Origin of the sequence: Microlunatus parietis, assembly GCF_013407955.1 — a bacterium.
Classification (GTDB): Bacteria; Actinomycetota; Actinomycetes; order Propionibacteriales; family Propionibacteriaceae; genus Microlunatus; species Microlunatus parietis.
In genome coordinates this window covers 6,025,016-6,050,980 of sequence record NZ_JACCBU010000001.1, presented here as the reverse complement: position 1 = coordinate 6,050,980, position 25,965 = coordinate 6,025,016, and the positions used below count along the sequence as shown (strand labels likewise).

At 69.2% G+C, this 25,965-nt stretch carries 27 protein-coding genes; 9 read left to right on the top strand and 18 right to left on the bottom strand.

Annotated elements, in window-relative coordinates; genetic code table 11:
• Nucleotides 1-52 precede the first annotated feature (52 nt).
• Complete coding sequence (locus BKA15_RS29140) at nucleotides 53-892, top strand: MBL fold metallo-hydrolase (protein ID WP_179756951.1); 840 nt, start codon at nucleotides 53-55, stop codon at nucleotides 890-892.
• Nucleotides 893-899: 7 nt separating this feature from the next.
• Here the strand turns inward: BKA15_RS29140 and BKA15_RS29135 are convergent, their stop codons facing one another.
• Together BKA15_RS29135 and BKA15_RS29130 are read right to left on the bottom strand one after the other, a co-directional pair.
• The gene (locus BKA15_RS29135; protein WP_218871620.1) at nucleotides 900-1,460 is read right to left on the bottom strand and encodes a Uma2 family endonuclease; all 561 of its coding nucleotides are present in this window, start codon (nucleotides 1,458-1,460) and stop codon (nucleotides 900-902) included.
• Nucleotides 1,461-1,526: 66 nt separating this feature from the next.
• Entirely contained in the window at nucleotides 1,527-2,282 is a 756-nt protein-coding gene (locus BKA15_RS29130; protein ID WP_246322444.1) for a GAP family protein, read from the bottom strand.
• A gap of 114 nt (nucleotides 2,283-2,396) precedes the next feature.
• On the opposite strand from BKA15_RS29130, the gene BKA15_RS37060 reads away from it, so the two are divergent.
• Nucleotides 2,397-3,644, top strand: coding sequence for a sensor histidine kinase (locus BKA15_RS37060; protein WP_179756947.1), 1,248 nt, complete (start codon nucleotides 2,397-2,399; stop codon nucleotides 3,642-3,644).
• Entirely contained in the window at nucleotides 3,631-4,308 is a 678-nt protein-coding gene (locus BKA15_RS29120) for a response regulator (protein WP_179756945.1), read from the top strand. Before BKA15_RS37060 ends, BKA15_RS29120 begins: the two co-directional genes overlap by 14 nt.
• A gap of 12 nt (nucleotides 4,309-4,320) precedes the next feature.
• Here the strand turns inward: BKA15_RS29120 and BKA15_RS29115 are convergent, their stop codons facing one another.
• The 3 genes from BKA15_RS29115 to BKA15_RS29105 form a co-directional block, all read right to left on the bottom strand.
• Complete coding sequence (locus BKA15_RS29115) at nucleotides 4,321-4,803, bottom strand: universal stress protein (RefSeq protein WP_179756943.1); 483 nt, start codon at nucleotides 4,801-4,803, stop codon at nucleotides 4,321-4,323.
• Nucleotides 4,804-4,931: 128 nt separating this feature from the next.
• Nucleotides 4,932-5,588, bottom strand: coding sequence for a response regulator (locus BKA15_RS29110; protein WP_179756941.1), 657 nt, complete (start codon nucleotides 5,586-5,588; stop codon nucleotides 4,932-4,934).
• 19 nt (nucleotides 5,589-5,607) lie between these two features.
• Nucleotides 5,608-6,855 carry a sensor histidine kinase gene (locus BKA15_RS29105; RefSeq protein ID WP_179756939.1) on the bottom strand — a complete coding sequence of 416 codons (1,248 nt, stop codon included), beginning with the start codon at nucleotides 6,853-6,855 and terminating at the stop codon, nucleotides 5,608-5,610.
• 177 nt (nucleotides 6,856-7,032) lie between these two features.
• On the opposite strand from BKA15_RS29105, the gene BKA15_RS29100 reads away from it, so the two are divergent.
• From BKA15_RS29100 to BKA15_RS29090, 3 genes are all read left to right on the top strand, one after another.
• Nucleotides 7,033-7,386, top strand: a complete 354-nt coding sequence (locus BKA15_RS29100; RefSeq protein ID WP_179756937.1) for an SHOCT domain-containing protein — start codon at nucleotides 7,033-7,035, stop codon at nucleotides 7,384-7,386.
• A 94-nt stretch (nucleotides 7,387-7,480) separates the two neighbouring features.
• On the top strand, nucleotides 7,481-8,338 hold the full coding sequence (locus tag BKA15_RS29095; RefSeq protein WP_179756935.1) for a DUF3097 domain-containing protein: 858 nt from the start codon (nucleotides 7,481-7,483) through the stop codon (nucleotides 8,336-8,338).
• 341 nt (nucleotides 8,339-8,679) lie between these two features.
• The gene (locus tag BKA15_RS29090) at nucleotides 8,680-10,095 is read left to right on the top strand and encodes an MFS transporter (protein ID WP_179756933.1); all 1,416 of its coding nucleotides are present in this window, start codon (nucleotides 8,680-8,682) and stop codon (nucleotides 10,093-10,095) included.
• Between the two features lie 29 nt (nucleotides 10,096-10,124).
• Here the strand turns inward: BKA15_RS29090 and hemW are convergent, their stop codons facing one another.
• Both hemW and BKA15_RS29080 read right to left on the bottom strand, forming a co-directional pair.
• Complete coding sequence (gene hemW / locus BKA15_RS29085) at nucleotides 10,125-11,342, bottom strand: radical SAM family heme chaperone HemW (RefSeq protein ID WP_179756931.1); 1,218 nt, start codon at nucleotides 11,340-11,342, stop codon at nucleotides 10,125-10,127.
• A gap of 18 nt (nucleotides 11,343-11,360) precedes the next feature.
• Entirely contained in the window at nucleotides 11,361-12,200 is an 840-nt protein-coding gene (locus BKA15_RS29080) for an S-methyl-5'-thioadenosine phosphorylase (RefSeq protein WP_179756929.1), read from the bottom strand.
• Between the two features lie 193 nt (nucleotides 12,201-12,393).
• Here BKA15_RS29080 and BKA15_RS29075 point away from each other — a divergent pair, with 193 nt between their 5' ends.
• Nucleotides 12,394-14,037, top strand: a complete 1,644-nt coding sequence (locus BKA15_RS29075; RefSeq protein ID WP_179756927.1) for an extracellular solute-binding protein — start codon at nucleotides 12,394-12,396, stop codon at nucleotides 14,035-14,037.
• Between the two features lies 1 nt (nucleotide 14,038).
• Here the strand turns inward: BKA15_RS29075 and trmD are convergent, their stop codons facing one another.
• From trmD to rpsP, 4 genes are read right to left on the bottom strand one after another with little or no spacing between them, the layout of a single operon-like run.
• Nucleotides 14,039-15,211 (bottom strand): tRNA (guanosine(37)-N1)-methyltransferase TrmD, encoded by a 1,173-nt coding sequence (gene trmD / locus BKA15_RS29070; protein WP_179756925.1) that lies wholly within the window; start codon nucleotides 15,209-15,211, stop codon nucleotides 14,039-14,041.
• A complete protein-coding gene (gene rimM / locus BKA15_RS29065) occupies nucleotides 15,211-15,753 on the bottom strand; it encodes a ribosome maturation factor RimM (RefSeq protein ID WP_376766819.1) in 543 nt (180 codons plus the stop codon). Before rimM ends, trmD begins: the two co-directional genes overlap by 1 nt.
• A 17-nt stretch (nucleotides 15,754-15,770) precedes the next feature.
• Nucleotides 15,771-16,046 carry an RNA-binding protein gene (locus tag BKA15_RS29060; RefSeq protein WP_179756923.1) on the bottom strand — a complete coding sequence of 92 codons (276 nt, stop codon included), beginning with the start codon at nucleotides 16,044-16,046 and terminating at the stop codon, nucleotides 15,771-15,773.
• A gap of 2 nt (nucleotides 16,047-16,048) precedes the next feature.
• Nucleotides 16,049-16,516: a 30S ribosomal protein S16 gene (gene rpsP, locus BKA15_RS29055; RefSeq protein WP_179756921.1), complete on the bottom strand. Its 468-nt coding sequence runs from the start codon at nucleotides 16,514-16,516 to the stop codon at nucleotides 16,049-16,051.
• 185 nt (nucleotides 16,517-16,701) lie between these two features.
• Between rpsP and BKA15_RS29050 the strand changes: the two genes are divergently transcribed.
• Nucleotides 16,702-17,013, top strand: coding sequence for a GatB/YqeY domain-containing protein (locus BKA15_RS29050; RefSeq protein ID WP_179756919.1), 312 nt, complete (start codon nucleotides 16,702-16,704; stop codon nucleotides 17,011-17,013).
• Here BKA15_RS29050 and BKA15_RS29045 read toward each other — a convergent pair.
• Entirely contained in the window at nucleotides 17,010-18,251 is a 1,242-nt protein-coding gene (locus BKA15_RS29045; protein ID WP_179756917.1) for a S1 family peptidase, read from the bottom strand. The genes BKA15_RS29050 and BKA15_RS29045 overlap by 4 nt on opposite strands.
• A gap of 284 nt (nucleotides 18,252-18,535) precedes the next feature.
• Between BKA15_RS29045 and BKA15_RS35990 the strand changes: the two genes are divergently transcribed.
• Nucleotides 18,536-19,738, top strand: coding sequence for a septal ring lytic transglycosylase RlpA family protein (locus BKA15_RS35990; protein WP_179756915.1), 1,203 nt, complete (start codon nucleotides 18,536-18,538; stop codon nucleotides 19,736-19,738).
• A 106-nt stretch (nucleotides 19,739-19,844) separates the two neighbouring features.
• On the opposite strand, the gene BKA15_RS29035 is transcribed toward BKA15_RS35990, so the two are convergent.
• The 6 genes from BKA15_RS29035 to BKA15_RS29010 all read right to left on the bottom strand — a co-directional run bounded on the left by BKA15_RS29035 (nucleotide 19,845) and on the right by BKA15_RS29010 (nucleotide 25,934).
• The gene (locus BKA15_RS29035; protein ID WP_179756914.1) at nucleotides 19,845-20,645 is read right to left on the bottom strand and encodes a glycoside hydrolase family 16 protein; all 801 of its coding nucleotides are present in this window, start codon (nucleotides 20,643-20,645) and stop codon (nucleotides 19,845-19,847) included.
• A gap of 107 nt (nucleotides 20,646-20,752) precedes the next feature.
• Nucleotides 20,753-21,916 carry a galactonate dehydratase gene (gene dgoD / locus BKA15_RS29030; protein WP_179756912.1) on the bottom strand — a complete coding sequence of 388 codons (1,164 nt, stop codon included), beginning with the start codon at nucleotides 21,914-21,916 and terminating at the stop codon, nucleotides 20,753-20,755.
• Nucleotides 21,913-22,602 carry a hypothetical protein gene (locus BKA15_RS29025; RefSeq protein ID WP_179756909.1) on the bottom strand — a complete coding sequence of 230 codons (690 nt, stop codon included), beginning with the start codon at nucleotides 22,600-22,602 and terminating at the stop codon, nucleotides 21,913-21,915. The genes dgoD and BKA15_RS29025 overlap by 4 nt, the downstream gene beginning before the upstream one ends.
• On the bottom strand, nucleotides 22,589-23,728 hold the full coding sequence (locus tag BKA15_RS29020; RefSeq protein ID WP_179756907.1) for an ABC transporter ATP-binding protein: 1,140 nt from the start codon (nucleotides 23,726-23,728) through the stop codon (nucleotides 22,589-22,591). The genes BKA15_RS29025 and BKA15_RS29020 overlap by 14 nt, the downstream gene beginning before the upstream one ends.
• Nucleotides 23,729-23,762: 34 nt before the next feature.
• The gene (locus BKA15_RS29015; protein ID WP_179756905.1) at nucleotides 23,763-24,869 is read right to left on the bottom strand and encodes an ABC transporter ATP-binding protein; all 1,107 of its coding nucleotides are present in this window, start codon (nucleotides 24,867-24,869) and stop codon (nucleotides 23,763-23,765) included.
• Between the two features lie 39 nt (nucleotides 24,870-24,908).
• Nucleotides 24,909-25,934: a carbohydrate ABC transporter permease gene (locus BKA15_RS29010; RefSeq protein ID WP_179756903.1), complete on the bottom strand. Its 1,026-nt coding sequence runs from the start codon at nucleotides 25,932-25,934 to the stop codon at nucleotides 24,909-24,911.
• Between the last annotated feature and the right edge of the window lie 31 nt (nucleotides 25,935-25,965).

The window sequence follows — 25,965 nt, the reverse complement described above, 5'->3', positions numbered from 1 at the left end:
CGCTGTTGGCCGCAGTTTGGCACTCACGGCTGGGGAGTGCCAGTCTAGCCCGGTGAGCGTTGGGGAGCCGGACGGCACGAGCGGGCCTGGGACGATCAGCACCGGGTCGATCGGGCCCTGGCGGGAGTTGGCGCCGCGGATCTGGGTGGCGGTGGCCGAACCGGAAGCGGCGAATCTCGGCCTGATCGCCGGCGACGACGGCTGTCTGCTGGTCGACTGCGGCAGCAACGCCGAGCACGGCCGGCTGATCCGCGACTCGATCGCCGCGGTGACCTCGGTGCCACTGACCACCGTCGTGGTGACCCACGCGCACTATGACCACGCGGGAGGGCTGGCCGCGTTCGCCGACGTGACGACGATCGCCCACGAGTCGGTCCACGCCGAACTGCCGGAGGGCGTGCCGCCGGCCGGCCGTGAACTGGCCGTAGCCGCCGGGATCGATCTCGGCGGGCGCCGGGTCGAGGTCGCCCATCTGGGTCGCGGGCACACCGCCGGCGACCTGCTCGTCGTGGTGCCGGACGCCGAACTGATCTTCGCCGGCGATCTGATCGAGTCGGCCGCGCCGCCGTCCTGGGGCTCGGACAGCTTCCCGCACGAGTGGCCGGCCACGCTGGACGGGCTGGTCGGGCTGATGACCGAGACCAGCCGCGCGGTGCCGGGGCACGGCGAGCCGCTGGATCGGGCGTACGTGTTCGAGCAGCGCGGCCGGGTCGCCGCGGTGGCCGGCGAGCTGCAGCGGCTCGCGTCCTCCGGGGTGCCGCAGGCGGACGCACTGGAGCGGGGCGAATGGCCCTATCCGAAGGAGTATGTCGCGGGCGGGATCGCGCCCGGCTATGCGCAACTGGCCGCCGAGCGTCCCGAGATCGGGCGGCGCCAACTGCCGCTCGCCTGAGTCCGGGTCAGCCGTCGAGCAGGCGGGCCGGGACGATCTCGACCGGGTACGGATCGGACAGCCGCAACGGCTCCTCGCCCTTGACCTCGCCGACGAGCTCGTACTTTCCATCGGTGAGTTCCCAGGCCATGATCGACGGGACCGACGGATCGATCACCCAGTAGGACGGGCAGCCGGCCGCCTCGTAGCGGGAACGCTTGAGGCCGAGGTCGATGTGCCGGGTGCTCGGGCTGAGGATCTCCACCGCGAGGACCGGCACCTTGGGCAGGTCGCGAGCCGTGAAGTCAGTCCGCCGGGCGACCAGCAGGTCGGGCTGCAGCACGGTCTTCTTGCCGAACACCACGTCGAAGGGCGCGATCATGACCTTGAACTCGACCGGGCACACGGCCCGCAGCATGACCAGCAGTTCGATGACGCCCGACTGGTGGTCGTATCCGGGCGCCGGTGTCACGATCAGCGTCCCGTCGATGAGTTCGTAGCGGTGGCCGTCATCGGGCATCGCCGCCAGGTCGTCCCGCGTCAGGGCGCGTCCGTAGGGCAGTCCGATGGGGGTCGCCGGCGCCGTCATAGCTGTCATGGTAGGCCTCCCGTCTCCACAGTTCCATGGCCGGAACCTACGACCACCCACTGACAGTCAGGTGATCCGGCCGATCTGGTCGACCACCCATTCGATCCCGCCGAGCCGCCAGAGCGCGTCCCGGGCGATCAGGAAGCCCACGATGGCGACGATCCACGAGGTGGCGCCGGCCGCGTTCTTGGTCAGCCAGCCGTTGATCTTCTGCAGCAGCGGCTCGACCTTGCGGTGCGCGACCAGCCGCAGCACCAGGAAGACCAGGGCCGGCAGGATCATGATCACGCAGTAACCGGCGATCGACAGGCCGCGGCCGGCAAGATCAAGCCCGGAGGTGGTGATCAAGCCGATCGCTCCGAGGTACGGCAGCATGCTGGCCGCCTCGATCGCCGCGGCACCGAGCGCCAGCCCCATCAGGGCAGGGATCGAGCCGCCACCGGACGCGTCGCCCATCGCCCGCTGCCGCCACCGCGCGATCTTGCCCGGCTCGCCGTCGGCCCGCTTGGCCCGGCGATTCGGGTCGAGCGCGAAACTGAGCAGGAACAGCCCGACGCCGAGCAGCAGCTGGACGACCGAGGCTGCCTGGGTGGCGAGCGCGGCCTGGATCTGGTCCATGAAGGCGTACGCACCGAAGGAGATGATCATGCCGAGCGCGAAGTAGAACCCGGTGACCGTACCGAGATAGATCAACATCCGGCCCACCCGCGGCCGCTCGGAGCCGAGCAGCAGCCAGATCGGGATCAGCAGGGTGCCGAAGCTGGTGGAGTCGATCAGTGCGAGCACCGCGAGGGAACCGGCGAGCCAGAGCGTCATGATCATCAGCCTGCCCGGGCGGCGCCGTTCCGTCGTCGGCCGAAGGAGGACACTTGCCCCGGTCGCCGATACATCCTTCGATGGATGGGTTCCCGCCGGCCGCTGTGCTGAGATGGTGGCGTGACACCGACAGCTTCGACCGAGGGGGCAGTTTCGGCTGTGCGGCGCTGGCTGGAGCGGTTCTTCTCGGTCGAGGGCGATCCGCGCTGGTCGCCGCTCGTCATCTGGCTGGCCGGCCTCGGCCTGCTCGCGCTCGGCCTCGGCGGGGTCTGGACGGGCACCGGCTGGCCGCGGTTCGATCCGTGGTGGCATGTGGTCCCGCTCACGGTCGGCTGCATCGCCATCGCGTTCAGCCGGCGGCATCCGATGATCGCGCTCGGCGTGGGTACGGTCGCCGTCCTCGCCGACTTCACGATCGGCGGCAGCCCGGGCGTGCTGCTGGTGATCTTCGATCTGCTGTTCACGGCGTTCCGGATCGGCCGGCCCACTGGCCGGCGGGTGATCGCCGTGTCGGTCGCCGTCGCGTTCGTCACGGTGCTCGTTCTGATTGCGGTGCTCGCCGATCTGCGGACCGGGATCGCCGCCGCGCTGCAGTTGACGGCGTTCCTCGTGGTCCCGCTGTGGTGGGCCCGCGACCTGCGTCAGAAGGAGGAACTGGCCCGGCTCGCCGCCGAGCGGGTCGAGCTGGAACGGCGGCGGGCCGACGACCTGATCCGGGTCGGCGAGCTGGACCGGCAGCGGGCGGTGCAGGCCGAGCGGGCGTCGATGGCCCGCGACCTGCACGACGTGATCGCCTCCCATCTCTCGGCCACCGCGCTGCAGGCCGGGGCGGCGCTGGCCCGGCCCGCCGATGCCGGCGCGGACCGGAAAACCCTCGAGTCGGTCCGCGAGTCGAGCCTGGCCGGGTTGGCCGAGATGCGGTCCATGATCATGTTGCTGCGCAACGAGACCGATCCGGACGAACCGGTCGCGGCGCCGCCCCGGCTGGACCGGATCTCGGAACTGGTCAAGCAGGCCGAGGACAACGGGCTGCGGATCAGGTTCGCCGGCGACGCGGCGACGGTGCCGGCGGCGGTCGACCAGACGGCGTACCGGATCATCGCCGAGGCCCTGGTGAACGCGGCGAAGCACGCCCCCGGCTCGACGGTCGAGCTGACCATCGACGGCGCGGACCCGTTGGTGGTCCGGGTCGAGAACACCGCGGGCTCGGGGGCGGCGATCCATCCTGCGCTGTCCGCGGGGCACGGGCTGGCCGCCCTGCGTGACCGTACCGCCGCGTTGGGTGGCAGGCTGTCGGCCGGGCCGACCGATCACGGCACCTGGCTGATCGAGGCCATCATCCCGGGAGGCGAGCGTGTCCGATCATGATCAACATGAGCCGTCGATCAGGGTCGTCATCGCCGATGATCATGGTGCGATCCGGACCGGCCTGGGTCTGATCCTGGCCGGCGCCGGCGACATCGAGGTGGTCGGCGAGGCGGCCGACGGCGACGCGGCGGTCCGACAGGCGAGGGCGTACCGGCCGGACGTGATCTTGATGGACATCCGGATGCCCGGCACCGACGGGATCGCCGCGACTCGGGCGATCGTCTCCGAGCGGCTGGCCCAGGTGATGGTGCTGACGACGTTCGATCTCGACGAGTACGTGTTCGGAGCGCTCCGGGCCGGCGCCGCGGGCTTCCTGCTCAAGTCGGTCGAGCCGGCCGCCCTGATCGACGCGGTCCGCCGGGTCGCCGCCGGCGACGGCATCCTGGCCCCCGAAGTGACCCGCCGCATCCTCACCGAGTTCACCCGGGCCCGGCCGGCCGAGACGGTCGAGGAGGTGCCCGGCCTGGCCGAACTCACCGAGCGGGAACGGGAGGTGCTCGCCGCGCTCGGCCGCGGCCTGTCCAACGCGCAACTCGCCGGCGAGCTGGTGATCTCCGAGGCGACCGCGAAGACCCACGTCTCTCGGGTCCTGGCCAAGCTCAACCTGGCCTCGCGGACCCAGGCCGCGATCGTCGCCCGCTCCGCCGGCCTGGTCGTCCCCTAGTGTCGCGCGTCCCTAGGAGCGCTCGTCGTCGTCCGGCGCCGGTACGGCGACGATCGGGCGCAGCGAGTGGCTGAGGCAGTAGTGGCTCACCGAGCCGCTGATCAATCGTTCGATCCCGGTGTGCTCCCGGGTGCCGATCACCAGCAGCTGGGAGTGCCGGGACTCGTTGATCAAGGTCTTCCCGGGCGAGCCGCCGACGAAGTCGAGCCGCCAGGCGGGCTCGGGTTTCAAGGCCTGGAAGGACTGCCGGACGACGTCCTTGATCCGGGCCTCCAGGTCCTCCGGGGTCGGCGACTCACCGAGATAGCCGGCCGCGTCATAGCTGGACACCCAGGCCATCGGATCGGGCACCTGACCCAGCACGTGCACCGCCCGGAGCCGGAGACCGGCCGACCGGGCATAGCGGGACGCCCAGCGAAGCGCGGCCCGCGCCGACGGCGAGTCGTCGAACCCCACCACGACCTCGGGCTCGCATGGTGTCCTCGTCGACTCCATGATCACTCCTCTCGGACTTTCACTCTGACCTCAAGTTTTTCACGGGACGTGAAAAACTGGCGCTTCCCGCGAGATGTTTCTCTGGTAAAGCGACAGGAAAGTGGGTGAGGTGGGACGGGTGTGGCGGCTCAGCGGACCAGGCCGGACTGGTAGGCGATCACGACCAGCTGGGCCCGGTCGCGCGCGCCGAGCTTGATCATCGCGCGGCTGACGTGGGTCCGTGCCGTGGCCGGGCTGACGAACAGCCGGCCCGCGATCTCGTCGTTGTTCAGGCCCTCGCCGATCAGGCCGAGCACCTCGCGCTCCCGGTCGGTCAAGGTGGCCAGCTGCGGGTGCACCCTGGCCCGCGCCGGCGCCCGGGACCGCAGCGATTCGATCACCCGGCGGGCCACCGACGGCGACAGCAGCGACTCCCCCGCCGCAGCCAGCCGGATCGCGCGCACCATGTCCTCCGGCTCGCTGTCCTTGATCAGGAACCCGGCCGCGCCGCCGTGCAGCGCCTCGAACACGTAATCGTCGTTCTCGAACGTGGTCAGCATGACCACCCGGGTCTCGCTCAGCTTCTCGTCCGCGGCGATCGCCTTACACGTCTCGATCCCGTCCATGATCGGCATCCGGATGTCCATCAAAATCACGTCGGGGCGGGTCCGCCGGACCAGGTCCAGGGCCTGCCGGCCGTCCTCCGCCTCGCCGGCCAGCTCGAGGTCGTCCTCGGCGTCGACCAGCACGCGCAGTCCCATCCGGACCAGCTGTTGATCATCGGCGATCGCCACCTTGATCGTCATCCCTGCACCTCTCGGTCGGCTAGTCGGCTCGGTTCGGCAACTGGTTCCGGATCGGCAGCTGGGCCCGCACTGCCACGCCGCCGCCCGGTTGGGGTTGTACGGTCAACGTACCGCCGACCGCCCGGGCCCGTTCGCGCATCCCGGAGATCCCGTGTCCCTCGATCAGCCGGTCGGTCCGGACCGGCGGCCCCTGATCGACGACCGCGATCAGCAGCCGGCCGTTCTGCCGGGTGATCGACACCGACGCCGCGGCGTCGCCGGCGTGCCGGACCACGTTGGTCAACGCCTCCTGCACGATCCGGTAGGCCGTGTGATCAACGGTCGGCGGCAGTTCCCCGACGTCGGGGTCGACGGTCAGCTCGATGGTCCGGCCGGCCTGCCGCATCGCCGTGATCAGATGCTCGAGCCGGGCCAGACCCGGTTCCGGGGCGGTGGGTTCGGCACGATCCGGGTCCCGGAACACGGCCAGCGTCGAGCGCAGCTCGGCCAGTGCGTCCTTGCTGGTCTGCCGGATCGCCCGCAGCGACTCCTCGGCCTGTTCTGGTTTCTTCGGCAGTACGTGCAGCGCGACGCCGGCCTGCATGTTGATCACCGACAGCGAGTGCCCGATCAGGTCGTGCACCTCGCGGGCGATCCGCAGCCGCTCCTCGTACGCGGAACGGCGCAGGTCGTCGTCCCGCTCGCGTTGGACGTTCTCCCGCCGGACCCGCCGGATCATCCCGATCATCGCCGCCAGGCCGAGCAGCATCAGCACGAACGTCGCCCCGGCGAGGCGGTTCGGATCGGCGAAGCCGCGGCCGTCCGGCGACCACAGCCCGGCCGCGACCATCGGGATCAGGGCCGCCGACCAGGGCAGCCAGTGCCGCGGTTCGAACAGCCGGGCCAGCGTGGCGATCGCGAGCATCGGTGCCAGGAAGACCGGCCCGCCCGGGATCCCGGCGACCAGGCCCACCCCGACCCCCACCACGACGAGCGCGTAGCCGACCCACGGCCGCAGCCGGCGCAGGATCAGACCGGCGGTGAGCATCAGGATCCCGAGCACGATGGGCCAGGTGACATCGGCCCGATCCACCCCGCCGAACTCCGGGTCAGGCGGCCGGTACGGCCCGTAGGGAGGCCCGCCGTCGGCCCAGGGCGGGCGGCCGTGACCCATCCAGCCGCTGATCAGGAAGCTCCACAGGGTGGCCATCCCGATCAGCAGCCCCAACGGGACGTCGAGGAGCAATTGCCTCGGATCCGGCCGGATGGCCGGCGTCGCCCGTGCCATCGGCTCCCCTTTCGGCGGCTGCGCTCGCTCACTGCTCGGATCTGACCAACGATCCTAGGCCGGGATCCGGCGCCGCACATCGACCGCCGCGCGTACCCCGGCTACGTCAGGGAGCGTAGTCGGAAAGCCGCTCGACGGGCGATGTCCGGACGCCTTCGCCGAGCCAGAGTTGTGACCATGATCAGTTCACTGTTGGTGCCGTTGGACACCGGGTTCGGTCCGCATCGCTGGGCCGATGGTCCGCCGCCCTTCTTTCCGTTTCCCATTATTGGAGGAATCATGTGCCTGCTGTTTCTCGCGCTGCTGATCGGCGGCGCCTTCTTCCTGGCCCGGCGGGGCAAGATCGGTCCGCCGCCCTGGGTCAACGCCGCGAATCGGGCGCCCGAGTTCGAGGCCCGCAAGGTCCTGGCCGAGCGGTTCGCCCGCGGTGACATCTCGACCGACGAGTTCCTGGAGCGGGCCAGCGTGCTGAACTGGACGCCTGGCTCCGACCAGTGGCCGACCGACGACGGCGGCAAGAAGCGCCGCTGATCAAAGGCCCGACCTGACGTGGGTAGCCCGACACACCAACCGCCCGTCCGGGGAATCTCCCCGGGCGGGCGGCGTCGTGACTTAAGGTTCTCGGGTGCCTTCCCCGCATGATCGTTACGGGAGCGACGTGCTCGCTCCCGGCTGGCAACAAGCCACCAAGATCACCAGCCGTCCCGTCCCGGTGCAACGCGGCCTCGTCGTCGAGGACGCCGGCACCGGCTTCTGTGGCGCCATCGTCCGCTATGAGAACGGGATCGTCGTCCTGGAGGACCGCCGCGAGAAGCGGCGCAGTTTTCCTTTGGGCGCAGGATTCCTGATCGACGGCAAGCCGGTCGAGCTGACCCCGCCGGTCCGTGCGTCGGCCAAGGAGCCGGCCCGGACCGCGTCCGGCTCGGTGGCCACCCCGCACGAGAAGGCCAAGGTCGCCCTGCCCAGCCGGATCTACGTCGAGGGCCGGCACGACGCCGAACTCGTCGAGAAGGTCTGGGGTGATGATCTTCGGCACGTCGGGGTGGTCGTCGAGTTCCTCGGCGGCATCGACGACCTGCCGGCGATCGTCGACGAGTTCGCGCCGGCCCGTGGGCGCCGGCTCGGCGTGCTCGTCGATCATCTGGTGCCCGGCAGCAAGGAGACCCGGATCGCCGATGCGGTGACCGCCGGCCGGCACGGCGACTACGTGACGGTGCTCGGCCATCCCTACATCGACATCTGGCAGGCGGTGAAGCCGGTCCGGCTCGGCCTGTCCGCCTGGCCGAAGATCCCGCACGGCACCGACTGGAAGTCCGGGATCTGTGCCGCCCTCGGCTGGCCGTACGAGAGCCAGGCCGACATCGCGGCCGCCTGGCGGATGATCTTGGGCCGGGTGAGCAGCTGGGACGACCTGGAACGGCCGCTGCTGACCGTGGTGGAGCAGCTGATCGACTTCGTCACCACCGACCACGCGATCGACTGATCCGGCGGTCGGTCACTGATCGACGACTGAGCCTCCACCTGCAGCCGGGTCAGCGGCGGAGTCCGCGGCGGCGCGATTCACCTGTCGGCAACGGCCGCCGGTGGTGAACCCCCTGCTCCTGGGCGGCGACGATGCCGTCGATCAGTTCGACCCGCGACTGCCCGTAGACATGGCAGTACGCCCGCGCCCGGCTCCCGCACCAGCCCGCCCGACAGCAGGTGCACCGGGAATCCCACGAGCCCGGACTCGCCGGGCGATCCCGCGGACCGAACACCCTTGTGCATTCGCCAATACCCCCATAGGGTATCGTCCGATATACCCCCTACCGGTATGGAGGACAGATGTCTACGTCAGTCAGGGAACGTCGCGCCACGCGGGGGTGGGCGCTCGCACTGATCGCCGCGGCCCAGTTCGTGGTGATCATGGACACCTCGATCATCGGGGTCGCCCTGCCCCGTATGCAGGCCGAGCTCGGCTTCACCCAGCAGAACCTCTCCTGGGTCTTCAACGCCTATGTCGTCGCGTTCGGCGGCCTGCTCCTGCTCGGCGGGCGGCTGTCGGACCTGTTCGGAGCCCGTCGGTTGTTCGGCACCGGCTGGGTCGTGCTGCTCGTCGGTTCCCTCGTCGCCGGACTCGCCGGCAACGTCGGCGTGGAGCTCGCCGGACGCGCGGTCCAGGGGATCGGCGCCGCGCTGATCGCTCCTTCGGCGCTCACCTTGCTGATGATGATCTTCGGGTCCGACCCGAGGGAACTGACCAGGGCGCTCGCGCTCTACGGCGCCGCCGCTCCGGCCGGCGGGACGGCCGGCGTCTTCCTCGGCGGCGTGATCACCCAGTACCTCTCCTGGCCCTGGGTGTTCTACCTCAACATCCCGATCGCGGTGATCGCGCTGGTCGGGACCAGGATCCTGATGCCGGCCAGTGCGTCCGGGAACCGCGGATCGGTCGACCTGCCCGGCGCCCTGACCGTCACCCTCGGGCTCGGCGCCGCCGTGTACGGGATCGTCCGGGCCCCCGAAGCCGGCTGGGGATCGGCCGAAACCTTGATCGCGCTGGGTGCCGCCGCCGTGCTGCTCACGGCGTTCGTGATCTCCCAGGCCGTCCGGAGGCAGCCGCTGATCCGGCTGTCGATCTTCCGCACACCGCGACTGGGAGCGGCCAACCTGGCCCAGGTCATGCTCGGCGGAGCCTGGATCCCGATGTGGTTCTTCCTCAACCTCTACCTGCAGCAGGTGCTGAACTACACCGCGTTCCCGTCCGGTGCCGCGCTGCTCCCGATGACCCTGGTGATCATGATCGGCATGATCGCGCTGGCCCCTCGGGTGATCGCGAAGTTCGGCACCAAGACCCCGATCGTCGCCGGGATGATCATGCTCGCCGCCGGCATGGGCTGGCTGTCGCTGGCGCCGGCCGACGGCGTCTACTGGACCGACGTGCTGCCGGCCACCCTGGTGGCGGCGCTCGGCATGTCGCTCGCGTTCATCCCGTCGCTCGGTACCGCGATCTCGTCGGCCCGGCCCGAGGAGGGCGGTCTGGCCTCCGGCATCGTCAACACGAGCTACCAGGTGGGTTCGGCGCTCGGCCTGGCCGCGATGACCGCCGTCGCGGCGGCCTTCGGCGCCGACCGGCTCGGTGACACCGCGGCCCTGACCCGGGGGTTCTCCGCCGCCTTCCTCGGCGCCGGTGGCATCGCCCTGGCCGGCGCCGTGCTGGTCCTGATCACGCTGCGCTCACCCCGTGGCGTCGACGGATCCTAGTGTCGTGCGTCCCTAGCCGAGACCGGGCTTCAGTCGAGCAGGTCCCGGATCACGCCGTCGGCCAGCAGCCGGCCGCGCAGAGTGACCACCAGCCGGCCTCGCTCGACGATGATCAACTCGCGGTCGATCAGGTCCGCGACCCGGCTCGACTCGGACTCGGTCAGCACGGCCGGGTCGAGACCGTCGGCCAGCCGGAGCTCGAGCAGGACCCGCTCCACCCGGCGATCATGATCATCGAGCAGCTCGCGCGCCTGGGCCGGTGACTCCCCCGCCGCCAGCCGGCCGGTGTAGGCCGCCGGATGCCGTACGTTCCACCACCGGACGCCGCCGACGTGACTGTGCGCGCCGGGGCCGACACCCCACCAGTGATCACCGCGCCAGTAGCCGACGTTGTGCCGGCACCGGTGCTCGGGCGAGCGGGCCCAGTTGCTGATCTCGTACGCGGAGAGGCCGGCGCCGGTCAGCAGTTCCTCGGCCAGCAGGTACTTGTCGGCAAGATCATCATCGTCGGGCTGGGTGATCTCGCCGCGCCGGATCCGGGTGGCCAGCCGGGTGCCGGTCTCGACGATCAGGGCGTACGCACTCACATGATCGGGTTCGGCGGCGAGTGCGGTCTCCAGGCTGGTCCGCCAGTCGGCCAGGCTCTCCCCCGGCGTGCCGAAGATCAGGTCGAGGCTGATGTCGTCGAAACCGGCCGCCCGGGCCTCGGTCACCGCCCGGCCGGCCCGCCCCGGGGAATGGACCCGGTCCAGCGTGGCCAGGACGTGCTCGACCGCCGACTGCATGCCGAACGAGATCCGGTTGAATCCTCCCGCCCGAAGGCGTTCCAGGCCGTCCGGGCCGATCGACTCCGGGTTGGACTCGGTCGTGATCTCGGCGTCCGGCAGCAGCCCGAACCGGTCCTTGATCGCGGTGATCATCGCGATCAAGGACTCCGGCGGCAGCAGGGTCGGCGTGCCGCCGCCGACGAAGATCGTGCCGACCGACGGAGCGGCGTCGCCGAGGACCCGTCCGGCCAGTTCGATCTCGGCCAGCATGGCCGCCAGGTAGCTGTCCTGACCGGTGCCGGGCGCGGAGCCGAGCTCGGCCGACGTGTAGGTGTTGAAGTCGCAGTAGCCGCAGCGGGTGGTGCAGTACGGGACGTGCAGATAGAAGCCGAGCGGCCGGGCCCCGACCTCGGCCCGGGCGGGCTCGGGCAGCGACCCGTCGACCGGCGCCGGGGAACCCTCAGGAGGCTGCGACGGCATCGGAACCGGAGAAGATGATCATGGCAGCTCGAACGGCAGCGGCAGGCCGTCCAGCGCCCGGCGGCAGGGGCAGGTCGCGTCGGCGTCAGACTCGGCGGCCGGCAGCCGCTCGATCACCCGGCGCAGCAGCGCCTTGAGCCGGTCGATGTTCTCGCCGAAGATCTTCAGCACCTCGGCATGGCTCACCGCGGTGGTCTGATCGACCCCGGCGTCGTGATCGGTGATCACCGCGACGGTCGTGTAGCAGAGCGCGAGCTCGCGCGCGATCGACGCCTCCGGCATCCCGGTCATGCCGATCACGGTGCCGCCGGCGGCGGCGTGCCAGCGCGACTCGGCCCGGGTGGAGAACCGCGGCCCGTTGACCACGATCAGCGTCCCGCCGTCCACCGGCACGCCCGTGTCCGCACCGGCGGAGTCGAGCACCACCTGCCGGCCGCGCGGGCAGTACGGATCGGCGAAACCCACATGCACCACCGGCCCCTCGCTGTCGTGCGTACCATCCAGGTCAAACAGGGTGTGCGCGCGGCCCCAGGTCCGGTCGATCAGCTGGTCCGGCAACACCAGCGTGCCGGGCCCGTACTCCTCCCGCAGCGAGCCGACCGCGCACGGGCCGAGCACCTGCCGCACCCCGACCGAGCGGAGCGCCCACAGGTTGGCCCGGTAGTTCACCCGGTGCGGCGGGAACTGGTGCTGCTCGCCGTGCCGGGGCAGGAAGGCAACCCGGCGCCCGGCCACCTCACCGATGGCGAGCTCCGCGCTGGGCGGCCCGAACGGCGTCTCCACCGCCACCCGCTCGGGCGCCTCGAGGAACGTGTAGAACCCCGAACCTCCAATGATCCCGATCTCTGCCCTGGTCACCTGCACGACTCTAGTGTCGCGCGTCCCTAGCGTCGCACGACACTAGTGCCCGCCCCTTCATGATCTTGCTGGCCGCCGCTCCCCGTACCCAGATCACGATTCGTGCAACCGATTGCACTCGGGCGGTGTGACGTGCAACACTTCGTGGGGAGATCCCGGCAGCGGAGCCGGTTCGCCAACCCGAGGAGTCGCCGTGACGCGAGTGCCACCGACCGACCCGACCCAGCGCCTGGACCGCCGGACCCTGCTCTCCGGAGCGGCGGCCGTCACCGGCGGCCTCGCGCTGACCACCGCCCTACCCGGCTGCACGACGCCCGAGCAGCGGGAGTCCGTCGCGGCCGGCGCCGCCGTCGACCTGCCCACCTACCGGGCGACCGCGGGTGCCGAGCCGCAGTTCCCGTCGACCGGGCCCGATGTGATGCCCGGGTTCACCGAATATCCGCGGGAGTCCGTGGCCCCGGCGACCGACGGCACGCCGCCGATCAAGAGCGGGAAGCCGTTGACGATCTTGACCAACGTCAACACCACGATCCCGCCGGCACTCGGCCAGAACGCCTTCTGGCGCGGCATGAACGAACGGGTCGGCGCCGAGCTGACATACATCATGGCGCCGAATGCCGACTACCTGCCGAAGCTCCAGGTCTCGATCGCGGGCGGTGATCTTCCCGACATCGTGCAGTTCCGCGGGATCCCCAACCTGCCGCAACTGCTGGAGCGGAGCTTCGTCGATCTCTCCGAGTACGTCTCCGGCGACAACATCGCGCGCTATCCCAACCTGGCAGCGATCCCGACCGCCTCCTGGCGGTCCATGATCTACAACCGGCGGATCTACGGCTTCCCGCTGAACCGCTCCACGCTGGGCGACATCGTGACGGCCCGGATCGACCTGATCGAGGAACGCGGGGCGAACCCGGACCCGCAGAGCTACCAGGAGTTCCTCGACGCCGCCCGGGTGCTCACCGAGCCGAAGCGGAACCGCTGGGCGATGTGCAACCCGATCGCCTTGATCAACTGGACCCTGCAGATGCTCGACGCACCGAACGGCTGGGCCGAGGAGGGCGGCCGGTTCACCCACCAACTCGAGGACGAGAAGTACAAGCAGGCACTGGACGCTGCCGCGCAGCAGTGGAAGGAAGGCCTGTTCCACCCCGACTCGTTCTCCGTCGGCACCCGGACCACCGAGTGGTACAACGGCGGCATCATCGGCATCTCCACCGGCGGCGCCAGCCCGGCCACCTGGGACGCCGGCGCGCCGGGCACCCGGTCCGGTGCCCTGGTGCCGCCGAAGTTCGACGGCGGCGGCTACGCGGTGAAGTTTCTCGGCAGCGGCATCTACGGCGGCCCGGTCTGCATCAGGAAGGCCGAGAAGGCCCGGGTGGACGAGATCGTCGAATTGTTCAACTATCTGGCCAGCCCCTTCGGCAGCACGGAGCACCAGTACATCGCGTACGGCAGCGAGGGCACCGACTTCACCTACCAGGGCAACAATCCGGTGCCGACCGACCAGGCCCTGCTGGAACGCAACCTGCCGATCACCTACACCGGGGCGCCGGCCCAGGTGAACTTCAGTGCCGTGTCGCCGGGCGCGGTGGAGAACGACTACGCGTACCAGAAGAAGTGCGCCGAGATCACCAAGGCCAACGCGAGCAGCGGGCTCTACTCGGCGACCGAGCAGGAGAAGGGGAACTCGCTGCGCACCAGGCTCGATGATCTTGCCACCGAGATCATCCTCGGCCGTAAGCCCGTCACGGACTGGGACGCCGCGATGGACACCTGGCGCCGCGAGGGCGGCGATCAGATCCGGGCCGAGTACGAGGCGGCGATCGAGGCGAACTGAATCAGCGCAGGGATTTCTCCATGATCACGATCGGTACGTCGATCTCGGTGTCCCGGCGCTCGACGACGCGGTAGCCGCGACCGCGGTAGAAGGCGATGTTCTCCTTGCTGGCCACGGCGGTGAACAGCCGGGCGACCGTACGATCGCGCGGGGCGGCCGCCTCGATCGCGGCGAGCAGCCGGCTGCCGACGCCGCGCCCGGCCAGGTCCGGCGCGACGATCAGCCGGCCGATCGTCCACTCCCCCTGCTCGCCGCGGGACCCGATCACGCCGCCGGCCAGCCGCCCGCCCAGGCGGGCGACCAGGACGGTGTCGGTGTCGATGGCGGCGTTGATCACGTCGATGCCGTCGGTCAGCGGCGGGATCTCGAGCGATCCGCAACGCTGTGCCTCGGTCACGAAGGCGGCCCGCTGCAGGGTCAGCAGTTCGCCGGCGTCGGTCCGGACCGCGGGCCTGACCTCGAGCTCGTCGGTCCGTTCGGCGTCCGGCAACAGCTCCGGCCGGCGGCGCCGGGTGAGCTCGACGGCCCGCTCGTGGCGCCAGGCGGTGATCCGGCCGTGATGGCCGGAGAGCAGCACCTCGGGCACCTCCAGCCCGCGCCAGGCGGCCGGCTTGGTGTAGACCGGGTACTCCAGGAGTTGATCATGGTCGGCGGAGTGGGATTCCTCGGCCAGCGACTCGGGGTTGCCGATCACGCCGGGGATCAGCCGGGCGAACGCCTCGATGATCACCAGCGCGGCTGCCTCGCCGCCGTTCAGCACGTAGTCGCCGATGCTGACCTCGTCCACCCGCATCCGGGTCGCGGCGTGTTCGGCGACCCGGGCGTCGATGCCCTCGTAGCGGCCGCAGGCGATGATCACTCGCGGCTCGGCAGCCAGTTCCGCGGCCAGCCGCTGGTCGAACGGACGCCCGGACGGCGTCATGATCAACAGGCGGGCGTCGGTACCGGCCGGCACCAGGTCGTCCAGCGCCTCACCCCACGGCTCCGGCCGCATCACCATGCCCGCGCCGCCGCCGTATGGGGTGTCGTCGACGGTCCGGTGCCGGTCGTGGGTCCAGTCGCGCAGGTCGTGCACCGCGAGGTCGATCAGTCCGGTCTCGATCGCCTTGCCGACCAGCGACAGCCGCAGCGGCGCCAGGTAGTCGGGGAAGATCGAGACGACGTCGACCCGCATCAGTCGCCGTCCTCGTCAGACGTTTCGGCCTCGCCGGCGGAGAGCAGCCCGGGCACGTCGGCCAGCCGCAGCTGACCTTGATCGAGATCGACGTCCGGCACCAGTTCGGTGACGAACGGCACCAGCGCCTGGCCGTCGCCGGTGTCGATCTCGAGCAGATCCTGAGCGGGCAGATGGGCCACGCCGCTGACCCGGCCGACCTCGGTGCCGGCGGCATCGAGCACCCGCAGACCGATCAGCTGGCGGTCGTAGTACTCCTCGGGCCGGTCCGGCCGTTCGGCCGGATCCACGTCGACGACCAGGCGGACGCCGCGCAGCGCCTCGGCGGCGTTGCGGTCCTCGACCTCGTGGAACCTGACCAGCAGCCGCCCGCTGTGATCGCGCGCCGAGACGACCGTCAGCCAGCGCGGGCTGCCCTCGATCCGGACAGCCCGGCCGGCTGCGAAACGTACCTCTGGCTCGTCGGTGCGCGGCTCGACCGCGACATCGCCGCGGATCCCGTGGGCCCGGCCGACGACGCCGACCAGGACCTCAACCGACACGGTTGCGGATCCGTGGATCAGCGGCGACCGCGGCGGCGATCTCCGGAACGGCGGTCGTTGCGGTCGACGTCGACGAAGTCGACCCGCACCTGCTCCCGACCGGCCAGGGCCGTGATCACCGTCCGCAGCGCGGTGGCGGTCCGCCCCGACCGGCCGATCACCTTGCCGATGTCGTCGGGATGGACCCGCACCTCGAGCAGCCGCCCGCGCCGCAGGTCCTTGTCCCGCACCCGGACGTCGTCCGGCACCGTCACGATGCCGCGGACCAGATGCTCCAGCGCCTCGGCCAGCACGCTCAGGCCTCGGCAGACTCGGCGTCGGCCGGAGCGGCGTCGACGCTGTCGGCCTCGGCCTTGTCAGCCTCGGCCTTGTCAGCCTTCTTGGCCGGCTTCTCCGTGGTGATGGCCTTGTTCTTCGGCTCGTCGCCGGCGTCGGCCAGCGCAGCGTTGAAGGCCGCGGTCTTGTCGGCCCGGGTCTTCTGCGGCTCGATCCCCGACGGCGAGGTGTCGCCGGAGAACTTCTGCCAGTCACCGCTGCGCTTGAGGATCGCGATGACGGCCTCGGTCGGCTGCGCACCGACGGACAGCCAGTACTGGGCCCGCTCCGAGTCGACCTCGATCAGCGACGGGTCGTTCTTCGGGTGGTACTTGCCGATCTCCTCGATCGCACGACCGTCACGCTTGGTGCGGGAGTCGGCGACGACGATGCGGTAGTGCGGCGAGCGGATCTTGCCGAGCCGCTTCAGGCGAATCTTGACAGCCACGTGAGTGGTAACTCCTTGGAAATCTCTGGTGGGTGAGGACACCGCCCGTGTGGGGCACTCCGAACCGCGGCCTCGGCTGGGACCCGACTGCGGGCACGATGAGAGGGCGTGCCCGAGCAGGACCAGCGCATAGTTTGCCAGAGTCACGCCCCACAACGCGAACTCACCACGGCTAGCCTCACGCCATGGACGAACTGCGAGACCGGCTGCAGGCTGCGCTGCGCGACGCGCTGAAGGACCGGGACCGGGTCGCCGCCCGGGCGATCCGGACCGCGCTGGCGGCGATCGCGAACGCCGAGGCCGTCGATCCCGCCGACCACTCGACCGCGGAGGTGCCCCGCCGGGAACTCGGCGCCGACGACCTGAGGTCGATCGTCGGGGCCGAGGTCTCCGAGCGGCGCCGGGCCGCGTTGACGTACGAGCAGTCGGGCCGGACCGAGCACGCCGGCGAACTCCACCGGGAGGCCGACGTGCTCGACCGGATCCTGACCGGTTAGCGGTTCCGGCCCCAGCCGTTGCCGCGGCCGTTCGAGGACGTGGACCCCGTGACGAGTTCCGCGTCGTTGGCCGCGAGGGCCTCCTCGACCGGCTGGAAGAAGCCGACGTTGGGCTGGCCGACCTTCTCGCCGCAGACCAGGTCCTGGCCCTGCTGGTAGAGCATGCCGCCGCTGGTCAGGCCCTGGGCCACGCTCCCGCTGACGTTCGCGCCGCCGGAGTCGCCCTGCTCGACGCAGGCGGTGTGCTGGGTCAGGCCGGAGACGATGTCGCCGTTGCCGTAGTTGACGGTCTCGTCGTGCGACTCGATCTCGCCACAGGTCCAGTCGGTGGTCCGGCCGCTCTTGCAGACCGCACTGCCGATCGCGCCGAGGCCGGCCTCGGTGATCTCCTGGTACGAGCCGTCGTAGGTGTCCACGGCGCCCTGCTGGGTCCAGGCGCTGGAGACGTTCACGGCGGCGTAGTCGTTCTCCGGGAAGCTGTACGAACGCGTGGTGCCGATCTCGACACCGTCCCGGGAGAACGTCGGCTCGTCCGAGGCACAGTGGCCCGCGGTGAGCAGGATCGCGTCGCCGGACGAGGTCTTCGCGTTGAACCCGGCCGAGCAGACGTAGCCGTTGGACATCTCGATCTGCTGGCCGCCGTACAGGTCGGCGGTGGGCCGCACCGCTCCCCGTACCTTCTCGACGGTCACGGTCACCCCGAGCTTGCGGGCCTTGGCCAGGAACGCCTCGGTCGCCTTGTCCTCGGCGCCCTCGACGACCCGGACCAACAGGCTGTTCGACCGCGGGTCCGCCCGCCACGACTGCGCGTCGCCGGCACCCTTGGAGCGGGCGAACTCGTCCAGTTCCCTGCGCTGCTTGGCCAGGTCGGACCCGGAGTGCTTGACCTGGCGCGCCTCGGCACCCGACGCGCGGACCACCGCGGCAGCCTCCGAACTGGTCACCGCGACGACGAGCTTCCCGGAGCCCGCGTCGATCCAGGATCCGGCACTGACGTCCGGGCCGAGCTTGGCCTCGAGGTCGACGGCCAGCACCGACAGCCTGGCCTGCACCGACAGCAGGTTCTCGGCAGCGTCCGTCGACAGCCCGAGTGCGCGGGCCAGCGCTTCCAGCTGGGAATCCGGGATTCCCTTGTCGGGTTGAGCGGTCGCCGCAGTGGCCGTACCGAACATCAGCACGAGCCCGACCAGCGCGGCGAGTAACGGCCTCAGGACAGGGGTCGTTCCCCGATGTGACATGACTTCCTCTCGATCGATTTCCCCGATGGGCACACCCCCGACCTGACCGAGAGCCAGCTCCCCCTGAGCAAAATCGCTTGAGTAAATCGCCGTCGACGCTAACGAACGTCCGGTGGTGGGGTCAAGGGCTCACCCTCCTCGCGGCGATCCGGGTAGGTCTCTTCCACCGAGTTGCGTTCCGTGAGCCTGTCGTTACTATTCTGTTATCCGCAAGGGGTGTGTCACCTGTGCTCACCCACCCGCAGACCCGCTGGAGAATCGTGCGCAAAGTTGTTCCTGCAGTCGTGATCGCTGGCCTTCTCACCGCTGGTGGCCTCGGCTACGGCGGATACGTCGCGGCCGCCGACGATGTCAATCTCTCGGTCGACGGGCAGTCAACCCGCTTCACCACCCATGCCGGGACCGTGGCCGACGTGCTGCGCGACCAGGGCATCGCGGTGAACGACCGGGACGACGTGCAGCCCTCGCTGACGTCCGAGGTCGCCGGACCGACCACGATCACCGTGAACTTCGCCCGGCAGCTGACGATCACGATCGACGGCAAGAAGGACAGCTACTGGACCACGGCGCGCAGCGTCGACGAGGCACTGCAGGAGATGAACATCCCCGCCTCGGCCAAGCTGTCCACGTCGCGCGGCGCCAAGATCGACCGGACCGGTATCCACATCAAGGTGGACACCTCGAAGACCGCGACGATCGTCGCCGGCGGCAAGACCCTGAAGGTCACCTCGACCGGGCGGACCATCGCCGACGCGCTCAAGCAGGCCAAGGTCGCCTACGACAAGGATGATCAGGTCTCGCCGAAGCCGTCCTCGGCCCTGCGGGACAAGGCCAAGATCGTGGTCAAGATCGTCGAGGTGAAGAAGGCGACGAAGAAGATCGAGCACGAGTTCAAGACGATCGAGAAGGAGACCGCCTCGCTCGAGAAGGGCGAGACGAAGACCGACACCACCGGCATCACCGGCATCACCGAAGAGGTCTGGCAGTACGTCTACGTCGACGGCAAGGAGACCGAGAAGCGCAAACTCTCCTCGAAGGTGCTCAAGAAGAAGCGGGACAAGATCGTTCTGGTCGGCACCAAGGAGCCGAAGAAGTCGGACGACAGCAACGACGACAGCAAGAACGACGACAGCGATAGCAACGACGACTCCGGCGATTCGGGCGGCTCCGGCAACGACGACGAGCCGAAGAACGACGAGGCGTCGGGCAAGTCGGGCACCTGCGAGGCGTCGTACTACTGGCAGGGCCAGATGACCGCCAACGGCGAGCAGTTCAACACCAACGACTTCACCGCCGCGCACAAGTCGCTGCCGTTCAACAGCCGCGTCAGGGTGACCAACCTCAACAACGGCAAGAGCACCGTCGTCCGGATCAACGACCGCGGCCCGTACATCTCCGGCCGCTGCCTCGACCTGTCCCGGGCCGCCATGAAGGCCATCGGCGGCACCAGCGCCGGCGTCGTCCCGGTCAAGTACAAGGTGCTCTGAGACCTTAGGACGCGGACGAGCTCAACCCGGAGGGTTCGGCGCACCACCACCGAGCTCTCCGCCCTCGACCCGGTCGTGCCGTGCCGGGTGGAGGTGAATTGGGCCGCTACTGATAGACGCGGACGTAGTCGACCTCGAAGGCGTTCGGGAAGATCGTGGTTTCATCGGGCGGCCCACCGCGGTGATCCGGGGCCCAGGTCCCGCTGTTGAGGATGACGTACATTTCCTTGTCCGGGACCACCTCCCCGGTGACCTCATAGGTCGGCGAGCCATCGGTGAAGAACACCAGGCGGTCCGGCTCCCACAGCACCGAGTAGGTGTGCCAGCCGGTGGTCGGCGTGTCGCCGTAGCTCCAGTGGCTGTCCCATCGCACGTCCGGCCAGTTTCCGGTCGCCAGGCCGCTGTGCATGCCTTCGATGCTGCCGAACCATTCGGCGACGTCGATCTCCGGTGGCCAGCTGCGGTCTTGCGGGACGAGCCAGAAGGCCGGCCACAGGCCCTTCCCGGCGGGGAATTTCGCGCAGATTTCCCAGTAGCCGTACCTCTGGAAGAACTTGTCGTGGGAGGAGATGAAGCCCTCGCTGTAATCGAATTCGCCAACCGGGTCGGTGCCGGTCACGGGTTCGTCGTTGGCGATCAGATTGAGTTGTCCGCGTTTCAGTACCACGTTCTCGTCCAGGGCGTAGCTCCCGTACGACGTGTTGTGGTAGTGGCCGCCGGCCCGACCGGGAAAGTCCATCACGGTGCTCCACTTCGCCTCGTTCAGCGAACGACCGCCGAACTCGTCGCGAAAGGTGGGCCGCATTCCGGCGGTGATGTCCGGGTTGGGGCGACACCCACGGTTGGTGTCGACCGATGCGTCGTCGTCGGCTCGGGCCGGGCCCGAAACGCCGAGGGCGGCAGCCATGCTCAGCATCGCGAGAAGTCCGATCAGAATCCGGGATCTGCGAATCATTGTGGCGTTCCTTTCACTTCGTCGTGATGGGCCCAGTTGCCCGCGAGAATCGGCGACGTTCATGCTCGGATCGCTGTCCACGGCAGTGACATGGTCGCCTCCAGGCTGTCCCGATCAAGATCGACTCCGAGTCCCGCGCCGGGCGGCACGGCGATGCTTCCATCGGCGTCCAGGACGAACGGTTCGCGCAGGTATCCCGCGCCGATGACGGTCGCACCGTCGAGTCGTTGGGCGTTGACCTCGTTGTGTTCCTGGATCAGGAAGTTCGGGATGGCCGCGTCCAGTTGCACCGACGCGGCGAGCGAGATCGGGCTCAGCGGGCAGTGCAGCGCCACGCTGGCCTGCGCCGCCTCGGCCAGTGCGGCGATCTTCTTGCATTCGGTGATTCCGCCGGCGTGGGCGATGTCGGGCTGGACCACGGCCAGTGCACCGGTGCCCAGCGCTCGGGCGAAGATCTCCTTGCCCATCCAGCGTTCGCCGGCCGCGAGCGGGACCGGGCAATGGTCTGCCACCCGGGTCAGCGATTCCACTGCCTCCAGCGGCACCGGCTCCTCGAGGAACAACGGCTTGCTGTCGGCGATCTGGCCGGCCAACTGCGCGGCGACAACCGGGTGCGGATTGTGCACATCGACCGCGAGCACGATATCGGGCCCGATGGCCGCCCGCACCTCGGCGACGATCGCCGCACACCGGTCAACGCTCCCGGTGGCCTCCAGCCCGGACCCGGGATGGACGTGCACCTTGACGGCGCGATACCCCCACTCCTGCACCAGTTCGGCCGCCGACTCGCCGGCTCCGATCTTGGGCCCAGGCGGCAGCCGGTGCCCGGCCGGAGCCGAGGTGGGACCACGGGCTCCACCGGTCGCGTGATACAGCGGGATCGATTTCCGGATCGGACCGCCGAGCAACTCGTGCACCGGTGCACCGAGCGCCTTGCCCTTGAGATCCCACAGCGCCATGTCGATCCCGCTGATCGCGCTCATGGTCACGGGGCCACCGCGATAGCCGAAGCCGGCGTCGCGCATCCGCATCCACAGCGCCTCGATTCGCCGCGGATCCTGTCCGACGACCGCCTGCTCCAGCCGCCGCACCTCGGCGATCACCGCCTCCGGGTGCCCCTCCAGGTATGGCTCGCCGATCCCGATCAGATCGGTGTCGGTATGGATGAACAGCCACACCCAGCTCGGCGGCACCTTGACGATCTCGAACTTGGTGACCTTCATCGTGTCCTGCTCTCGCTGCCGCTGGATGCGAAGCAGGTCTGCAGCAGGACCGCTACCACCGGCACGATCAGCACCAGCCCGCCGATCGAGATGACGCCGACCACCAGGACGGCGCCGACCATCAGCCAGCACCCAAGCGTCGCGCCCGGCCGATCCAGCGCCAGCCGGACCGACCCACGCAGCACCGACATCGCCGACTGCCGCGGGTCACGCGCCAACAGCGGACCCCAGTACTGGGCCGGCACGGTCCAGATCAGCAGCGCCGCAGTCAGCAGGGTGACCACGGCGGCCTGATCGAAATGCCGGGCCAGTGCCCATCCGATCACCCCAGCGGCGGTCACCAGATAGAGCGGGGCCAGGGCCCGCAGACTCGGCCGGGCGAGCACGCGCAGGGCGTCGCGAACCGAGTCATAGCCCACGTGCTGGCCTTCGGCGGCCACGGCCGCTACCCCGTACAGCATGCCGGTGAGCGGCACGATCACCACGACGGTGTAGATCACCAGGACGGTCCGCAGCCCCAGCGGCCACCCCGGAAAGGCCATCGCCAGCACGCCCGGAGCCAGGTTGAGCGACCACAGCACGTTGACCGCGACCAGTCGCTCGACCTGATCGCGGACGACGGCGAACGCCTCCCATACCGGTGGCCGGGCGGCGTCGTCCGGGCCCGCGTTCTCAAGAAACGGCATGGCTCGAGCCGTACGTCAGCGAGGCTTCCGTCTCGGCGTCGAACAGGTGCAGATGATCAAGATCAATCGCCAGCGGCACCTCCTGATCGAGGTAGCTCGCCGGCATCCGCACCTTGAACGTGGCGACGAAATCGACGCCCGGCTCGTCCGGCGTGCTCAGATAGACCGAGCTGCCGGTGGCGGTCGGTTCGATCACGCGGACCAGCCCGTGCAAGGTGTTGTCCGCGGTGACCTCGAACGGCGCCAGCTTGGGCACGTGCAGATGTTCGGGCCGGACGCCGACCTTGACCAGACGCCCGAGATGGCCGGCCACCGCCTCCCGCAGCCGAGGGGGCAGGACCAGACTGAACGCCTCGCCGACCGCCAGAATGCGATCCTCATCGGCCCGGAGCTCGACGTCGAAGAGGTTGATGCTCGGGGTGCCGATGAAGTGGGCCACGAACAGGCTCTTGGGCCGCTCATACAGTTCCGCGCCGGTGCCGATCTGCTGGATCTGCCCGTCCCGCATCACCGCGATCCGGTCGCCCATCGCCATCGCCTCGGACTGATCATGGGTGACGTAGACCGTCGGCCGCTCCTTCTCCCGGTGCAGGGTCATGATGTCCTCGCGCGCCTGATGACGCAGCTGAGCATCGAGATTCGACAGCGGCTCGTCGTACAGATAGACGGACGCGTCCCGGACCATCGCCCGAGCCAGCGCGACGCGCTGCCGTTGGCCGCCACTGAGCTGGCGGGGTTTGCGGCGGAGAAGTTGGTCGATCCGGAAGGTCCTGGCCGCCTCCTCCACCCGCGGCTTGATCTCCCGGCCGGGCACCCGCCGCGACCGCAGCCCGTAGCCGATGTTCTCGAACACGGTCAGGTGCGGGAAGATCGCGTAATCCTGGAAGACCATGCCGATGTTGCGGTCCCTGGGCCGGATGTCGTTGACCACTCGGTCGCCAAATCTGATCTCGCCGCTGGTGGCCGCTTCCAGCCCGACCAGCAGCCGCAGGGTCGTGGTCTTTCCGCACCCGGACGGCCCGACCAGTGCGAGGAACTCGCCCTCTCCCACCTCGAAACTCACGCCGTTCACCGCGGTCTTCCCGGAGAAGTCCTTCACCAGCCCGTCGACGGTGATTCCAGCCATGTCATCAACTCCTGATCAGAACAGTTCGTACGGGTCAGAACAGGTCGAGCGGGCCGGGGACGTGGATCGGCTTCTCGCTGTCGGCGGCGAAGAAGTACGCCCGGTCCAGGTCGGGAGTGATCGCCAGCGGCCGGCCCTGGGGATGATCAAGGTCGGCGATCACGGTGAGGTTGACCCCGGCCAACGTGCCGTGGGCGTAGCAGACGCGTTCGGACGGGATGCGTTCCAACTGCCGTACCGGCAGCTCGGCTCCGCCCGGCTGCCCGATCAGCCATCCTTCGGGACGCACGCCGAGCCGAATCGGCCCGTCCGGCAGGACCGGACGCACAGTGGCCGGCAGCGGCCAGGATGCCTGGTCGACCATGATCGACGGCCCGGTCACCGTCGCCGGCAGCACCGCGAGCGGCGGAGTTCCCAGGAAGGTGGCAACGAACAGGTTGGCCGGTGAGTAGTACAAGTCGTCGAAGGCGCCGATCTGTTCGACGATCCCGTCCCGCATCACCGCGATCCGGTCCCCCATGAAGATCGCCTCCTGTTGATCATGGGTGACATACAGCGTGGTGATACCGAACTTCTTCAGCAGCTTCTTGATCTCCAGCCGGGTCCGCTCCCGAAGCTTGGCGTCCAGGTTGCAGATCGGCTCATCCATCAGGAACAACTGCGGTTCGCGGACGATGCACCGGGCGATCGCCACCCGCTGCTGTTCGCCGCCCGACAGCGTGGTCGGGGCTTGGCCGAGAAGTTGATCAAATCCGACGCCCATCAGTTCGGCGACCTCTTTGGTCCGCTGGGTCGCCTCTTCCTCGGTGCGCTGATTGACCTGGAAGTAGTAGGCCAGATTGCCCTTGCCCTTCATGCTCGGATAGAGGGCGTAATCCTGGAACACCATGCCGATGCCGCGTTTCTGCGGTGAGACCTTGGTCATGTCCTCGCCGTTGTAGAGCACCCGGCCGCTGTTCGCCTCCTCGAGTCCGGCGACCACCTTGAGCAGGGTGCTCTTGCCGCAGCCGGACGATCCGACGATGCTGATGGTCTCGCCGTCTGCGATCTTCATCGACACCCCGCCGAGCGCCGGTGGGCCCGACCCCGTTGCATCGCCGGCGAAGTTCTTGGTGATCCGGTCGATCTCAATGCTGGCCATGACCGGCCTCCCTCCGTGTGGGGGTGATTGCCGTGGTGATCACTTCAAGCCTCGGATCCGGATGCCCTTCAGCAAGTACTCCCGGCAGATGATGAAGACGATGAACACCGGCAGCGACTGCAGGATGCCGAGCACCATCAGGCCGTTCCAGGACAGTCCGGCGTCCAGTAGTTGTTGCATCTGCTGCGACTCGACCCCCGCTTGTTGGGCGCTTGTCGTCCCGGCCTGGGTGAACTGCTGCAACAGCTGGTAGATCTCTACCGAGGCAGGCATCTTGTCCGGGCTCTGCAACACGATCAGCGGCCAGAGGAACTGATCCCAGGCGCCGCTGAAGGCGCCCCAGATCGCGACCGCATACACCGGCACGCTCATCGGCAACACGATCCGGCGAAAGATGTTGAACTCCGATCCGCCGTCGACCCGGGCGGCCTGGATGACCGAGTCCGGGATGGTGTCGAAGAACCCCTTGAACAACAGGAAGTTGAACGCCTGGAACACCGCCGGCAAGATCACCGCCCAGTGGGTGTCCCAGAACTGGACATGGAAGAACTCGTAGTCGGTGCCCGGAATCAACGGGGCTTCCGGCAAGGCCCACGGGAAGTTCCGGGTCAGCAGATAGTTGGGGACCAGCGTCAACGCCGCGGGCATCATCAGGGTGCCGATGAAGAACAGGAAGGACCACCGGGCGATCCGGCCACCCTGCAACTTGCTGTTGGAGTACGCCGCCAGCGAGGTGATCGGGATGCCGAGGATCAGCGTCCAGAACGTGATGTGCAGCGAATTGGCGAAATAGAGCCAGAACGGTCCGCTGAGGAATTGCTCGGCCACGGTGTTGCCGCCCTGGACCAGGCTCCAGACCAGGTTCCAACCGGCGAAGTTGGGATCTTGCGGCCACCAGGTCGGCGGGAACTGCATGACCTCCTGGCCCGACTTGAACGAGGTGATCAGCATGAAATAGAACGGGAACAGGTGCAGGGCGATCCCCAGGATCAGGAGCGCGACGACCACCCACCACCCGACGCGAAGCGCCGGCTGCTTACGGCCTACCTGTGGAAAGAGCGTCATGATCTGCCCTCCTTAGCTCGGATCCAGGCTC